The sequence below is a fragment of the Chryseobacterium sp. JJR-5R genome, assembly GCF_034047335.1.
Lineage (GTDB): Bacteria > Bacteroidota > Bacteroidia > Flavobacteriales > Weeksellaceae > Chryseobacterium.
Genome location: NZ_CP139137.1, coordinates 2,727,844 through 2,743,028, shown reverse-complemented (window position 1 = coordinate 2,743,028; position 15,185 = coordinate 2,727,844). Strand labels below are relative to the sequence as shown.

The following is a 15,185-nucleotide window of genomic DNA, read 5'->3' as shown; positions in this document are numbered from 1 at the left end:
TCATTATGAAGAAAATGACAATCGGAGCTTTTTTGCTCTCAATGATGTTTGGAGTCGCCAATGCGCAATCTTTGAAATCGCCCGATGGAAAATTCGAAATGGATTTCCAATTAAAACAGGGCGTTCCTTACTACAACCTGAAATACAACGGTCAGGTAGTGGTGGAAGATTCAAAACTTGGACTGAGAATTTTTAAAGATTCTTCCATAAAATTTGCATCAGAAATTGCAAAACCTGAAGATGCGAAATTTGATTTAAACAGCGGTTTTACAAAAACCGGCGAAAAAACAGATTCAAAAAACGAAACCTGGCAGCCGGTTCTCGGCGAAAAGAAAAATTATATCAACCATTATAACGAACTGGCAGTAACCCTTAATCAGGCAAGTACAGACAGAAGCATCGTTGTGAAATTCAGATTATTCAATGACGGGCTTGGGTTCAGGTATGAATTTCCGCAGCAGAAAAATCTGAACTACTTTGTGATCCGTGAAGAAGATTCGGAAATCGATTTTCCTACCGATATGAAAGCCTGGTGGATGGTGGCAGATTATGATTCCCAGGAGTATAAATATCAGGAAACCAAAGTTTCCGAAATTCCTTCAAAATGGTCGCAGGCAGCAGATGCCAACGCATCGCAGACTTTAATTAAAAACGCCGTTCAGTCGCCGTTGATGTTGAAGAAAGAAGGCAAAGAACCTTTGTACATCAACCTGGCGGAAGCAGCTGTTTTGGATTATCCGGCTTCCCATCTGGAAGTGGATGCACAGAATTTTAAATTCAAAACCCACCTTACTGCCGACAGACAAGGGGCAAAAGGTTATATGCAAACTCCTATGGTAACGCCGTGGAGAACCATTATCGTAGCTCCGAAAGCAGAAGAGGTTATGGATTCAAAGATGATTTTTAACCTGAACGAACCCACAAAGTATACCGATACGTCTTACATTCACCCAACCAAATACATGGGCGTCTGGTGGGAGATGATCATCGGGAAATCCCAGTGGGCATACGGTCAGCCGGAATCCAATGTGCGTTTGGGACAGACTGATTTCACGAAACTGACGCCTAACGGAAAACATGGCGCGAACAATACCAAAGTAAAGGAATATATCGACTTTGCTGCTGAAAACGGTTTTCAGGGATTGTTGATCGAAGGCTGGAATATCGGTTGGGAAGACTGGTTCGGTCGCTCAAAAGAATACGTCTTTGATTTCATTACGCCATATCCTGATTTCGACATCAAAATGCTTAATGAGTATGCCAATTCCAAAGGAATCAAGCTGATCATGCACCACGAAACTTCAGGTTCTGCAACAAATTATGAAAGATGGGCGGACAAGGCCTTCCAGCTAATGAACAAATACGGCTATGATGCCGTAAAAACAGGATACGTGGGAGATGTTATCCCGAGAGGGGAACACCATTACTCCCAATGGATGATCAACCATTATTACAGGATTGCTGAAAAAGCCAATGAATACAAAGTGATGGTAAATTCTCACGAATCGGTCCGTCCGACCGGGGAAAGCCGTACCTATCCGAACTACATTTCTGCAGAAGCGGCCCGCGGAACCGAATACGAAGCATTTGGCGGAAACAATCCGGATCATCAAACCATTCTTCCGTTCACGAGATGGATGGGCGGTTCTATGGATTACACGCCGGGGATTTTCCAGACTAAACTGGATTACTATTTCCCGGGCGATAAACGTTTTGTTAAAACCACATTGGCCAAGCAATTGGCGCTGTACGTAACGATGTACATGCCGCTTCAGATGGCTGCCGACTTACCGGAAAACTACAGGAAACATATGGATGCCTTCCAGTTTATCAAGGATGTAGCTGCAGACTGGGACGATACCAAAATCCTGTCTGCAGAACCCGGAGATTATGTAGTGACGGCCAGAAAAGCCAAAGGAACGGAAAACTGGTTTGTGGGCGGGATTACCGATGAAAACAAGCGGGATTATACCGTAGAATTTTCATTCCTGGACAAAGGGAAAAAGTATGAGGCCACAATCTATGAAGACGGCAAGGATGCAGACTACATCAGCAATCCTCAGAGTTATAACATTTACAAAAAGAAGGTCACAAGCAAATCCAAAATCAATATGAAAATGGTACGCAGCGGCGGCTTTGCGATCTCGGTTAAGCCCGTACAGTAAATAATATTTTCTTAACTTTATCATCCTTAAAGGTTCTCCGCCTTTAAGGATTTTTTATGTACGAATAATTTATCTTTTAATGATGTTGATAACTAAAATGTTTAGCAGGCAGAATCTTTTTCTTTTTCTGTTGGCTGTCATGGTGCTGATGGCAAAGCTTATCCCGTTCCACGAATCCTACAATCGGTATTTTAACCTTTCTGCTTTTATAGACTGGGGCATTGCAGGGATCTTCCTGCTGTACGGGCTTAAGCTGGATTTAAAAGAAGTGGTGAAAGATATTGCCAACTGGAAGCTGCATGTGCTTATCCAGTCCGGTACCTTTATCCTGTTTCCGCTGCTGGTACTGCTTTTTTATCCTTTGGTAAAGGATTCCGGATATGTCAGTATCTGGCTCTCCGTGTTTTTTCTGGCTTGCCTGCCTTCTACCGTTTCATCTTCTGTGGTAATGGTTTCCATTGCTAAAGGAAACGTGACTTCAGCAATTTTCAATGCCTCTGTTTCAGGGCTGATAGGGATTGTCATGACACCCTTACTGATGAGCTTTTTCCTGGTTCCGGCTGAAGGTTCCGGCCATCAGGGTGAAATCATACAGCAGCTGCTCATCAAAGTATTGCTGCCAATTATCCTGGGAATCCTGCTGAATCCTTTTCTCAAAAAATGGGTAACCCGGTTTTCCTCAGCCATTGCAGAATTTGACCGGCTGATTATCCTGCTGATTGTCTATGAAAGTTTTTCTGCCGCTTTCACAGAAAATATCTTTGCTTCAGTGCCTGCTTTGGTATTTCTGATCCTGGCATTCAGTGTGGTGTTCCTGTTTTTTACCGTGTACCATATCCTGGGATTCATCGCCCGGAAAATGAATTTCAGAGCTGAAGACCGGATCACGGCAACCTTCTGCGGTTCCAAAAAATCCCTGGTTCACGGAAGCCTTTTCCTTTTGGTGCTGGGGATTCCGGATGATCAGAAAGTGCTGTTCCTGCTGCCGGTTATGGTGTACCACAGTTTCCAGCTGTTCTATGTAAGCTGGCTGGCCAATAAAATAGCAAAAAGAACCCCGGATGTTGAAGTATACGAATCTATTTGATTATCTTTAAATATATGAAAAAAATATATGTAATTTTTGCGTGTACCGTTGCGTCCGCTGCCTTTTCCCAGACCAAAACCCTGGAAAAAGTAGAACCGGCCTTTTGGTGGAAAGGCATGAAGAACCCTGAACTTCAGATCCTGGTGTATGGAAAAAATATTGCGGATCAGGAAATTGAGCTTTCAGACGGAGTGAAAATCAGCAGTATCCAGAAAGTTGAAAACCCGAACTATGTTTTTATTACGGTAAATACCAATGAAATCAATGTCCCGAAATTTAAGATCAGTACCAGACAGGGCAGGAAAAATACAGGTTCATACACCTATGAACTGAAAGAGAGAAACCCGGGTTCTGCAGCCCGCGCATCATTCACTTCAAAAGACGTCATGTACCTCATCATGCCCGACCGTTTTGCCAACGGTGATGAAAAAAATGATTCAAGGCCGGAGCTTACCGAAAAAGCCAACCGCAGCCTTCCCAACGGACGTCATGGAGGAGATTTGCGAGGAATCATCAATAACTTAGACTATCTTCAAAATCTCGGAGCGACGGCAGTCTGGCTGACCCCGGTAAACGAGGATAATGAAAAAGTATATTCCTACCACGGATATGCCCAGACTGATCTCTATAAAATTGACGGCCGTTACGGAACCAATGAAGACTACCGTGAACTTTCCCGTGAACTCAATAAAAGGAATATGAAGCTGGTGATGGATTATGTTACCAACCACTGGGGGATTTCCCACTGGATTATCAAAGATCTCCCGACAAAAGACTGGATTCACTGGTTCAATGACGGAAAAGACGGTTTTAAACGTTCCAATTACAAGATCACCTCACAGTTTGATACCAATGCTGCCGACAGCGATAAAAGGGTAGCGCTGGACGGTTGGTTTGATACTACGATGCCTGATATCAACCAGAAAAATCCGCTGGTCTTAAAATACCTGACCCAAAATGCCATCTGGTGGATTGAATACGCGGAACTCGGCGGCTTCCGTGTAGATACTTACCCATATAATGACAAAGAAGCCATGGCAAAATGGGCAAAAGCGATTACCGATGAGTATCCGCAGTTCAATATTGTAGGCGAAACTTGGCTGAATACTGCCGGGCATATTTCAGCCTGGCAGAAAGATTCCAAAACAGGGGAAGCCGCGAAATATAACTCCAACCTGCCTTCCGTGATGGATTTCATGCTGTACGGGAACATGCCGAAAGCCCTGAAAGAAAACCAGGGCTGGGATACCGGAATGATGAAAATTTATGACGGGCTTTCAAGTGATTTCCTGTACCCAGACATCAACAATATACTCGTATTCTTTGAAAACCATGATACCGAAAGATGGAATGAAATTTTTAATGCTGATCCGAAAGCCTATCAGCTCGGATTAACGCTTCTTTCAACCGTCCGCGGGATTCCGCAGCTTTATTACGGAACGGAAGTGGGCATGAGAGGAGACAAAAATAAAGGCGGCGATGCCGATATCCGCAGGGATTTTCCCGGAGGCTGGAAGTCGGATCCGCAGAATGCATTCAATGTTTCCGCACAAACGCCTGAACAGAAAGAATTTTATCAGTTCACCCGCAAAATGCTGAACTGGAGAAAAAGCAAAGAGGTGATCCATACCGGAAAAACCAAAAATTATATTCCGCAGGATAATGTATTCGTCTATTTCAGGTACAACGGCCAGGAAAGCGTCATGGTGGTTCTGAACAATAATGAAAGCGAACAGAAAATAGATCTGGCCCGTTTTGCAGAATCGCTGAACGGATTTTCAAAAGGAAGAGAAATCATTTCCGGTAAAGAAGTGTCACTGCAGAATTCATTTACAGTGCCGGCAAAAACCCCGATGGTAATTGAATTGGTTAAATAATAAACAAGGAATCAATATTCGAATCAAAAAAACAGGATCATTAAAAACTTTCCGGACCTGCGCCGGATGAAATTATAATTATATTCAGACATGAAAAAAATAACCTTATTCTTTGCAGTCTTCATTTTTATCCTGAACTGCACGTCTGTTTCGGCACAGGGAAGTTCCGGAAAAGACAAAGCGGAGATCGGCACGATGCTCGACAGCTTCAATACGGCCGCAGCCAAAGCGGATTTCAATGCCTATTTCAGCTATTTCGCTGAAGAATCCACTTTTATCGGGACCGATGCTTCTGAAGTCTGGGACAAACAGGCATTTAAAGTCTGGGCTAAGCCTTATTTTGATAAAAAAACCACATGGAACTTTACCTCACTCAAAAGGAATATCCATTTCAGCAAAGACGGTAAGCTGGCCTGGTTTGATGAGCTGCTGGATACCCAGATGAAGATCTGCCGCGGTTCAGGGGTGCTGGAAAAAGTCGGCGGGCAATGGAAAATCAGGCAGTATGTGCTTTCTATGACCGTTCCTAATGAGGTGGTGGACAAAGTAGTGGCAGAAAAAGCATCGGCTGAAGATGTGGTAATTCAAAAATTAAAAACAAAATAATGGAAGATAAATATACTGAAGCCCGGATTACGGGGAGGAAAAAACCAAATCTCTCCATGGCTCAGATCATCAACATGAGCATGGGGTTTCTGGGCATCCAGATGGCTTTCGGGCTGCAGAACGGAAACGCAAGCCGTATCCTGGCCAATTTCGGAGCTGATGTTCATGAGCTCTCGTGGTTCTGGCTGGTCGCGCCGGTTACCGGGCTGATTGTTCAGCCGATTATCGGTCATTTGGGAGACAATACCTGGAGCCCGCTCGGAAGAAGGAAGCCGTATTTCCTGATCGGGGCCGTTTTATGTGCCATCGGGTTGGTCATGCTGCCGAATGCCGCCTCTGCTACCCAGATGATGGCTGCCAATGTACTGCTTCTGGCCGTGATTTTCCTGGCGATGATGGATGCATCCATTAATGTTGCAATGGAACCCTTTCGGGCACTTGTGGGAGATATGCTCCCCAAACACCAGGGGACATTAGGATTTTCGGTGCAGACGATCTTAATCGGGATCGGTGCTGTGATCGGTTCCTATATGCCGGACTGGTTAACACGGCTGGGAGTTTCCAATACGGCACCTGAAGGATTCGTAGCCGATAACGTGATCTATTCCTTTTATGCCGGAGCAATCCTGCTTCTGCTGACCATTTTATATACCATCTTTACAACCAGAGAATATTCTCCCCGTGAGTTTGCCGAATTTGCCAATGAGAATCCGGGAACCGTGCATGTTTCTAAATTTTCAGACATCTTTAAGGATTTTGCACGTATCCCGAACCAGATGAAAAGGCTGGGCGCCGTACAGTTTTTCTCGTGGTTTGCCCTGTTTACCATGTGGGTATTTACCACCAGTGCGCTGGCCACTCATCATTTCGGACTTTCACCGGAAGATACGCATTCAAAGGCTTTTAACAATGCCGGAGACCTTACCGGAAAACTGTTCGGGATGTACAACCTCTGGGCAATCCCGTTTGCCTTTCTTCTCACCCCGCTGGCAAAAGCAATAGGGAAGAAACAGACCCATGCTTTAGCCCTTTTATGTGGCGGAATCGGCTTAATCTCAATGTATTTCATAAAAGATACCGGTTTACTCTGGATCTCTATGATTGGGCTGGGCTTTGCCTGGGCAAGTATCTTAGCGATGCCATATGCCATGCTGATTGAAGTCATTCCACAGAAAAAAATGGGCGTTTATATGGGTATCTTCAACTTCTTTATTGTTATTCCGCAGATCATTAACGGAATTTTCGGAGGACCTGTGGTCAGCCGTTTTTTCGGGAATTATGCAATGGATTATATTGTGGTGGGAGGCATATGCATGATGGCCGCCGCCCTTATTACCATGGTTTTTATCAGACCAGATGATGAAACCCCGGAAGAAATTGAAGGAGAAATCAAACAGGTGCACTTTTAAAAATCAGATCTGATTATATCCAGCCATCCGTTTTCGGGTGGCTTTTTATTTATACAATCTATTGCAATTTAATTTTTTCTTAAGCTTTCATGGTATTTAAATCTCTAATTTAGAGGGATCAAATTTCAAAAGATGTATGACATTATCATTATAGGAAGCGGAGCCGGAGGCGCTACCATGGCTTATCAGCTGGCAGACAGCGGAAAGAAAATTTTAATTGTAGAAAGAGGGGGATATGTTCCCGTAGAAAAAGAAAACTGGGATTCAACAGAAGTATTCCGTAAAAACCGGTATACCACAACCGACGAATGGCTGGATAAGCACGGGAAACCCTTCCGGCCGGGGATGCACTATAATGTAGGCGGAAATACCAAATTCTACGGTGCGGCTTTATTCAGGTTAAGGGAAGAGGATTTTAAAGAAATACAGCATTATGGGGGCACATCACCGGCATGGCCCATTCAGTATGAAGATCTGAAAGGCTATTATCTCGAAGCCGAAAAGCTGTTCTATGTGCACGGTAAAAGAGGGTCGGATCCTACCGAGCCTTCAGATTCGGAACCGTACCCTTACGAAGCTCTGCCTCATGAACCCCGGATTCAGGAAATTTTTGATGAACTTACCAGATACGGACTGAAGCCCTTTGAGCTTCCGGTCGGGGTTAATTTTACGCCGCACCCTGCAACTAATGCACCTTATATTTTAGACCGCTTTGACGGATTTCCTGATGCTGCAGAAAGGAAGGGTGATGCCCATCTCTGTTCATTGTCCAAAGCACTGGAACATCCTAATGTAGAACTGATGATCAATACCAAAGTCCTGAAACTGATGACAGATGATGAAGGGAAAAAGATTTCGGAAGTAATGGTAGAACAGGACGGGGAAACGAAAACCCTGAAGGCAGGGTATGTTGTACTGTCGGCAGGAGCCATCAACTCCGCGGCATTGCTGTTGCAGAGCAGCAGCGAAAAATTTCCCGACGGGCTGGCTAATTCATCCGGCCAGGTAGGAAGGAATTATATGTTCCACCAGAATACAGCCTTGGTGGCACTCTATACCGAGCCCAATTATACCAGGTTCGGGAAAACATTCGGGATCAATGATTTTTACCATGCGAACCGGGGCTATGAATTTCCGCTGGGACATATCCAGATGCTCGGGAAATCAGACGAACACCAGATCAGCGCAGACAGCCCGGTTCCGGCACCCGGCTTTACTTTTGAACTGATGGCTAGACATGCCGTGGATTTCTGGCTGACCTCCGAGGACCTTCCGGATCCTGAAAACAGGGTGACGGTGGAAGAAAACGGGCAGATCAGGATCAGCTATACCCCAAATAATACCAAAGGCCATGAACTGCTTAAAGATGAACTCATTAAAGCGTTGAAAGCTTCGGGCAAATTCAATTCGTTTTTCTTTAAAGGCATTTATTTTAGCAAAGGGATGGACATCGCTTCACCGGCCCATCAGAACGGGACCACCAGAATGGGAACAGATCCGCAAAATTCAGTAGTAGACACGTATTGTAAAGCCCATGACTTGGATAATCTGTATATCGTAGACGGCGGTTTCTTCGTTTCCAGCGGTGCTGTGAATCCGGCGCTTACCATTATTGCAATGGCCCTCAGGGTAGGGGGGCATCTTAAAAAACATGTTCTGGCCTCATGAGTTCACAAATGGCGAAAACAGGAATTGTCTTTTTACTGGCTTTCATAACCGGGGTCAACTTTGTGGTTTTCCCTGCTTTGGGCACGGCATTTACAGATCCTTCGGTGTTTGGGCTTTCATCATTACAATTCGGGAACCTTTTTTTGCCGCAGGTAGCCTGCATCATCATTTCATGCCTTGCCGCTCCGTTTCTCGTCAATAAGTCAGGCCCTAAAATAGTCCTGGCGACAGGAATTGCATTGATGCTGACTGCTACTGCGGGTTTATGGGGAATGCAGTTTTTAATGAAGGAAAAAGAGATGCTTTTTCCCGTACTCATGGTTCTGGTTGCATGTGCCGGTTCCGGTTTCGGCCTTTCGATTACGACACTGAATCCCCTGGCGGCAAGCTTATTTAAGAGCAATCCTTCTTCTGCCATTCTGATCTTGCAGTTCCTCGTAGGATTGGGAACTTCGGCTTCGCCGCTGATGATGAACCTGGCAGGAGATGTACGCCACTGGATGTATGTTCCCGGAATTATTGTTGTTGCTGTAAGCATCCTGTTTACCGTCTTTTTATTCATCCGTCTGCCCGCAGAAACATTATTTAAACTTCCTGAACGGTTTTCCGTTCCTCGCAGGTTGTGGGCATTTTTCGGGATTATTGTTTTATATGGATGCATAGAAGGGACTTTCGGCAGCTTTGGGACGGTTATTCTTAAAAGCCGGGGGCTGGATAATGCCGGTGCCAGTCTCGGGCTTTCGTTGTTTTGGGGCGGAATTGCCGTTAACCGGTTGCTTTTCGGGATTTTTATGAGGAAATATGAACTTTCTTTGCTGTTTCTTTTATCACCGGTGGCAGTAGGGTTGATCATCGGTTTGCTGCTGTTTTTTTCCGGTGCCGGTGCCATCCTTTCGCTGATGTTCGCAGCAGGGTTTTTTATGGGAAGCCTGTTCCCGGGTGCTATCGGCTGGGGAACCGTAGAATTCCCCACGCTGTCCGTAATGGTTTCAGGCTTCCTGATGGCAGCCAACCAGATCGGGACCGGAGTCGTAACGAATGTCCTGGGCCGTTTTTCAGACCGGACTTCTTTAATCCTGCAGATCCTTATAACCCTGGCTGTTATGATCTGTGCCCTGCTTTTTGTACTGAAGAGAAATTCAAAAATAAAGGAAGCTTTCTGAAAGCCTGTATTTTAAAAAAGAACGGAACCCGCAATCCTTTCTTATCTTACGTCAATATACGGGGAAAAGCCATGGTGTACCTTTGTACTATAAATAAATAAAATATGAAAACAGTATATCATAAAGCCGATTCAAGAGGCCATGCCGATCACGGATGGCTAAATAGTTACCATACATTCAGTTTTGCCAATTACCAGAACAGGGACAGGAATAATTTCGGTGTGTTAAGGGTGTTGAATGACGATACGGTTTCTCAGGGAATGGGATTCGGGACGCATCCTCACAGAGACATGGAAATCATCTCCATCCCGTTGGAAGGCGATCTGGAACATAAAGATTCCATGGGAACCACTGCGGTGATCAGGAAAGGTGAAATCCAGGTGATGAGTGCCGGGACAGGCGTAATGCACAGCGAATACAATAAGAACAAAGATGAAGCGGTAAAGTTTTTACAGATCTGGGTCTTCCCGAGGATACAGGGCGTAGAGCCGAGATATGATCAGAAAAGCATCAAAGAAGGAGCAAAGATCAACGGTTTCCAGCAGATTCTTTCACCCGACCGGGATGATGACGGCGTATGGGTCAATCAGGATGCCTGGTTTAACCTGGCTAATTTTACCGAAGGAAACGGCAAAAACTATATGCTGAACAAAAAAGGGAACGGGGTGTATGCTTTTGTTTTAAAAGGAACCGCTAAAATAGGTGACCGCGTCCTCCGTGAAAAAGACGGCTTGGGAATATGGGATACGCAGAGTTTTAACATTGAAGCGGTAGAAGATACGGAAGTCCTTCTGATGGAAGTTCCGATGGAATTGCCGGATTATTTAAAATAATAAAATTTCGCAGCAGAAGATTATCTTTGAAAAAGGTGCGAAGATTCAGAAAAAATTTTTGACCGTGTGGTCATAAATGTGGCTGAGGATTCAAAAACTTTACGATCTTTGTGCCGCAGAATAATAACTTAAACAGATACAACAATAATGAAAATTTTAGCCATAGCAGGAAGTAATTCCGATACTTCAATCAACAGACAGCTGGTTTCTTACGCTGCTTCACTCATTGAAAATGCAGAAGTGGAAATCGTGGATATGAATGATTTCGAAATGCCGATTTATAAGCACCAGAAGGAAGTGGAAAGCGGTGTGCCACAGCAGGCTGTTGATTTTGCTGCCAAAATAGACAACGCTAACGTCCTTCTGATTTCCCTGTCTGAACATAACGGAACCTATTCTTCAGCCTTTAAAAATGTATTCGACTGGACGTCAAGAATAAAAAACCGCGCTGTATGGAATGAAGTGCCGATGCTTTTAATGGCCACGGCACCCGGAGCAAGAGGAGGCGCAGGCGTGCTGGAGGCAGCTTCCAAGCGTTTCCCGCTGCACGGGGGAAATATCATAGATACTTTCTCGCTGCCCTTCTTCAATGATAACTTTGATAAAGAGGCACAGAAAATCTCCAATGAGGAAAAAGACAATGAATTAAAAGAGAAAACCCGGAAAATTTCCGCCATTGAATCTATCCTTGAAAAATAAATTGAAAATTAATTTAAAATTAATATCTTTGCAAAAAGAAATAAGATGAAAATTCAGACCGCTTTTAAAGAATGTTTCTCCGAAAAAGGAAATGTTGTGGGCTCTGAAATTCTGAGATAAAACAACGGCCGATAATCTACCAAGATTGTCGGCTTTTTTGTTTCCGAAATTTGAATAAGAAATATTAAAAAAGACAAAGATACTTAAGGTTTCAGCTACAGATTATAATTCTGGAATCTATCATCTAAAAATCTAAATACAGCATGAGCAACACATACAAATCAGCAGGCGTAGATAAAGAAGAAGGGTACAAAACCGTTGATAAGATCAAAAAGGCAGTTGGTGAAACCCACAACGCCAATGTATTGAATCATTTGGGGAGCTTCGGGGCTTTCTATGAAATCGGAGGGTATAAAAATCCCGTTCTGGTTTCTGGAACCGATGGAGTAGGAACAAAACTAAAGGTCGCTTTAGACTCTAAAAAATATGATTCTATCGGGGTAGACTGTTTTGCCATGTGTGCCAATGACATTCTTTGCCACGGTGCAAAACCGTTGTTTTTCCTGGACTACCTGGCTTGCGGAAAGCTGGATTCTGAAATTGCAGCTGAAATTGTGTTGGGGATGGTGGCTGCCTGTAAGGATAACAACTGCGCTTTGATCGGTGGTGAAACCGCTGAAATGCCGGGGATGTACCAGCCGGGAGATTATGACGTTGCCGGATTCTGTGTAGGGATTGTTGAAAAAGACCAGATTATTGACGGTTCTAAAATTAAAGCCGGAAATAAAATCATTGCACTGCCAAGTTCAGGTTTCCATTCCAACGGATTCTCTCTCGTAAGAAAGATATTCCCTGATTTCAATGAAGAATTTGAAGGCAAACCATTGTATGAAACCCTTCTGGTTCCTACCAGATTATACTATAAAGATATCCATAAAGTCCTTGAAGAAGTTGAAGTGGCCGGGATTGCCCACATCACAGGAGGCGGATTGTACGAAAACATTCCAAGAATTATCGGTGAAGGATTATGTGCCTCTATTGATGCTTCCAAAATTCAGATCCCAAGTGTTATGCTTGAGCTGGAAAAAAGAGGCAGCATTGCCCGTGAAGAAATGTTCGGGACCTTTAATATGGGTATCGGAATGATCGTAGTAGTAGACGCAGAGCACGCAGAAAAAGTACTGCACCTTTTAGACGACGCCTACGAAATCGGGGAAATTACGGAAGGAAGCGAAAAGATAAACTTAAAATTCTAATAAGATAAGACATCAGATTGAAGACATCAGACATCAGACCATCAGTCTGAAATCCGATATCTGAAATCTAACATCTCAGTTCAGTTAATGAAAAACATCGTTGTACTCGTTTCAGGTTCGGGAACCAATCTCCAGAGAATTATTGATACCATTGATAATGGCGAAATCCGGGATGCAAAAGTAACCCTGGTAGTGGCAGACCGTGAATGTTACGGGCTGGAAAGGGCCAAAAACCACAACATAGAAAATATCCTCATTCCCAGAGGCAAAAACTTCAGCAGCGAACTGGGCAGAATAATCCCTGAAAATACGGACTTAATTGTACTGGCAGGGTTTCTATCGATTTTAAAGCCTGAATTCTGTGAAAACTGGACCGGCAAGATCATCAATATCCATCCTGCACTGCTCCCGAAATTCGGAGGAAAAGGAATGTGGGGGCACCATGTTCATCATGCGGTGATTGAAGCGGGAGAAAAAGAAAGCGGCGCAACCGTACATTTCGTAACGCCGGGAATTGATGAAGGGGAAGCTATTCTCCAGAAATCATTTGCCGTAACAGGAGACGATACGCCTGAGACCGTAGCAGAAAAAGTTCACCTGATTGAATATGAAATTTTTCCAAAGGCAATCAATAAGGTATTGAATAATATAATATAACAATATAAAATATCAGTTTACCAATTTAAAATCATTGTCAGATTGTTAAACCGGTACATTGCTGCATTCGTTAAAAAAATCTAAGTAAAAATAAAGACCGGAGGTGAAAGAACCGGTCTACAGTTTGAAATAGCTGTAAAAAGTAAAAAATTGAAAGAAAAAATGAGCAAAAAGAGAGTTTTAATCAGTGTTTCGGATAAAAGCGGATTAACTGAATTCGCACAGTTTCTGGAATCTCAGGGATATGAGCTGATTTCTACAGGAGGAACCTTCAAACACCTGAAAGACGCAGGATTAAGCCCGGTTCAGATTGATGAGGTAACCAACTTCCCTGAAATGCTGGACGGCAGGGTAAAAACACTGCACCCGAAAGTTCATGGCGGATTGCTGGCTGTCCGTTCCAATGAAGAACACATGAACACGGTTCAGGTGCACGGCATTGAACTGATTGATATGGTGATTGTGAACCTGTATCCTTTCTTTGAAAATGTAAACAAAGACATTTCCCTTCACGAAAAAGTGGAGTTCATCGACATTGGAGGCCCTTCAATGCTCCGTTCAGCCGCTAAAAACTTTGATTCCGTTACCGTAATTACCGATGTGGAAGATTATGCAACGGTAAAAATCGAGATAGAGCAGAACGGCGATAGCTATATTGAGACCCGTAAAAAACTGGCAGGAAAAGTATTCAACCTTACCTCGGCTTACGATGCCGCTATTTCCAGAATGCTTCTGGATGAAGAATACCCAACCTATCTTAATGCTTCCTATAAAAAAGTTTCCGATCTAAGATATGGTGAAAACCCACACCAGACAGCAGCATATTACGTTTCCACTTTTGAAAACGGGGCCATGAAAGATTTTGAACAGCTGGGAGGCAAAGAGTTGTCTTTCAATAACCTCCGCGATATGGACCTCTGTTGGAAAGTGGTGACTGAATTCAGGGAAGAAATGGCCTGTTGTGCCGTGAAGCATTCCACACCTTGTGGTGTTGCCATCGGAACTTCTGCACTGGAAACCTATAAGAAAACCTTTGAATGTGACCCGGTTTCCATCTTTGGCGGAATTGTTGCCATGAACTATAAAATTGATGCAGCAACAGCGGAAGAACTGAATAAGACATTCCTTGAAATCGTGATGGCTCCTGAATTTGATGAAGAAGCTTTGGATGTTTTAAGAAAAAAGAAAAACCTGAGGATTATAAAAATTGTAAACCCTGTTTCCGATAAGCAGACGTGGGTGAAAGTAGACGGCGGGATCCTGGTTCAGGACAACTACAGCGTTTTCTCTGATGATATTAAGGTAGTAACCGAGACTCAGCCTACGGAAGAACAGAAAAAAGCACTGCTTTTCTCCCAAAGGGTAGTAAAATACGTAAAATCCAATGCCATTGTGGTTTCCAACGGGATCCAGGCTTTCGGTATTGGCGGCGGACAGGTGAACAGGATCTGGGCAACGCAGCAGGCGATTGAAAGGGCAAAAGAAAAGTTCACCGGAGAACTTGTATTGGCTTCCGATGCATTTTTCCCTTTCCGTGATGTAGTGGATTTCTGCCATCAGGAAGGAATCACGGCGATCATCCAGCCGGGAGGAAGTGTGAAGGACCAGGACAGTATTGAGGCTGCCAATGAGCATGGAATCCCGATGATGTTTACAGGAATCAGGCATTTTTTCCATTAATTAAAATAGAATTAAAAATAATTTGAGATTGTATTTTTAGCATTCAAAATTATATATTTGTAAAATAGACTTGTTAATTAAATAA

Annotated in this window: 12 protein-coding genes; all 12 read left to right on the top strand. The window is 43.8% G+C overall.

All coding sequences use genetic code 11. From position 1 onward, the window contains the following. Positions 1 to 5: 5 nt before the first annotated feature. Positions 6 to 2,165: a glycoside hydrolase family 97 protein gene (locus SD427_RS12070; RefSeq protein WP_320558051.1), complete on the top strand. Its 2,160-nt coding sequence runs from the start codon at positions 6 to 8 to the stop codon at positions 2,163 to 2,165. A gap of 82 nt (positions 2,166 to 2,247) precedes the next feature. Next, entirely contained in the window at positions 2,248 to 3,252 is a 1,005-nt protein-coding gene (locus SD427_RS12065) for a bile acid:sodium symporter family protein (RefSeq protein ID WP_414017726.1), read from the top strand. A gap of 14 nt (positions 3,253 to 3,266) precedes the next feature. Then, entirely contained in the window at positions 3,267 to 5,129 is a 1,863-nt protein-coding gene (locus SD427_RS12060) for a glycoside hydrolase family 13 protein (RefSeq protein ID WP_320558049.1), read from the top strand. 90 nt (positions 5,130 to 5,219) lie between these two features. After that, a complete protein-coding gene (locus tag SD427_RS12055) occupies positions 5,220 to 5,735 on the top strand; it encodes a nuclear transport factor 2 family protein (RefSeq protein WP_320558048.1) in 516 nt (171 codons plus the stop codon). Beyond that, positions 5,735 to 7,144: an MFS transporter gene (locus tag SD427_RS12050; protein WP_320558047.1), complete on the top strand. Its 1,410-nt coding sequence runs from the start codon at positions 5,735 to 5,737 to the stop codon at positions 7,142 to 7,144. The genes SD427_RS12055 and SD427_RS12050 overlap by 1 nt, the downstream gene beginning before the upstream one ends. 132 nt (positions 7,145 to 7,276) lie before the next feature. Beyond that, a complete protein-coding gene (locus tag SD427_RS12045) occupies positions 7,277 to 8,812 on the top strand; it encodes a GMC family oxidoreductase (protein WP_320558046.1) in 1,536 nt (511 codons plus the stop codon). Continuing rightward, positions 8,809 to 9,975, top strand: coding sequence for an MFS transporter (locus SD427_RS12040; RefSeq protein ID WP_320558045.1), 1,167 nt, complete (start codon positions 8,809 to 8,811; stop codon positions 9,973 to 9,975). Before SD427_RS12045 ends, SD427_RS12040 begins: the two co-directional genes overlap by 4 nt. 104 nt (positions 9,976 to 10,079) lie before the next feature. Continuing rightward, positions 10,080 to 10,808, top strand: a complete 729-nt coding sequence (locus SD427_RS12035; protein ID WP_320558044.1) for a pirin family protein — start codon at positions 10,080 to 10,082, stop codon at positions 10,806 to 10,808. A gap of 147 nt (positions 10,809 to 10,955) precedes the next feature. Next, positions 10,956 to 11,507: an NAD(P)H-dependent oxidoreductase gene (locus SD427_RS12030; protein ID WP_320558043.1), complete on the top strand. Its 552-nt coding sequence runs from the start codon at positions 10,956 to 10,958 to the stop codon at positions 11,505 to 11,507. Positions 11,508 to 11,770: 263 nt separating this feature from the next. After that, positions 11,771 to 12,763: a phosphoribosylformylglycinamidine cyclo-ligase gene (gene purM / locus SD427_RS12025; protein ID WP_320558042.1), complete on the top strand. Its 993-nt coding sequence runs from the start codon at positions 11,771 to 11,773 to the stop codon at positions 12,761 to 12,763. An 87-nt stretch (positions 12,764 to 12,850) separates the two neighbouring features. Then, entirely contained in the window at positions 12,851 to 13,420 is a 570-nt protein-coding gene (gene purN, locus SD427_RS12020; protein WP_320558041.1) for a phosphoribosylglycinamide formyltransferase, read from the top strand. Between the two features lie 162 nt (positions 13,421 to 13,582). Then, positions 13,583 to 15,100, top strand: coding sequence for a bifunctional phosphoribosylaminoimidazolecarboxamide formyltransferase/IMP cyclohydrolase (gene purH, locus SD427_RS12015; protein ID WP_320558040.1), 1,518 nt, complete (start codon positions 13,583 to 13,585; stop codon positions 15,098 to 15,100). The last annotated feature ends 85 nt before the right edge of the window (positions 15,101 to 15,185 follow it).

Coding starts and splice junctions, on each gene's coding strand:
- SD427_RS12070 (WP_320558051.1), top strand. CDS start 6: ATGAAGAAAATGACAATCGGAGCTTTTTTGCTCTCAATGATGTTTGGA.
- SD427_RS12065 (WP_414017726.1), top strand. CDS start 2,248: ATGTTGATAACTAAAATGTTTAGCAGGCAGAATCTTTTTCTTTTTCTG.
- SD427_RS12060 (WP_320558049.1), top strand. CDS start 3,267: ATGAAAAAAATATATGTAATTTTTGCGTGTACCGTTGCGTCCGCTGCC.
- SD427_RS12055 (WP_320558048.1), top strand. CDS start 5,220: ATGAAAAAAATAACCTTATTCTTTGCAGTCTTCATTTTTATCCTGAAC.
- SD427_RS12050 (WP_320558047.1), top strand. CDS start 5,735: ATGGAAGATAAATATACTGAAGCCCGGATTACGGGGAGGAAAAAACCA.
- SD427_RS12045 (WP_320558046.1), top strand. CDS start 7,277: ATGTATGACATTATCATTATAGGAAGCGGAGCCGGAGGCGCTACCATG.
- SD427_RS12040 (WP_320558045.1), top strand. CDS start 8,809: ATGAGTTCACAAATGGCGAAAACAGGAATTGTCTTTTTACTGGCTTTC.
- SD427_RS12035 (WP_320558044.1), top strand. CDS start 10,080: ATGAAAACAGTATATCATAAAGCCGATTCAAGAGGCCATGCCGATCAC.
- SD427_RS12030 (WP_320558043.1), top strand. CDS start 10,956: ATGAAAATTTTAGCCATAGCAGGAAGTAATTCCGATACTTCAATCAAC.
- purM (WP_320558042.1), top strand. CDS start 11,771: ATGAGCAACACATACAAATCAGCAGGCGTAGATAAAGAAGAAGGGTAC.
- purN (WP_320558041.1), top strand. CDS start 12,851: ATGAAAAACATCGTTGTACTCGTTTCAGGTTCGGGAACCAATCTCCAG.
- purH (WP_320558040.1), top strand. CDS start 13,583: ATGAGCAAAAAGAGAGTTTTAATCAGTGTTTCGGATAAAAGCGGATTA.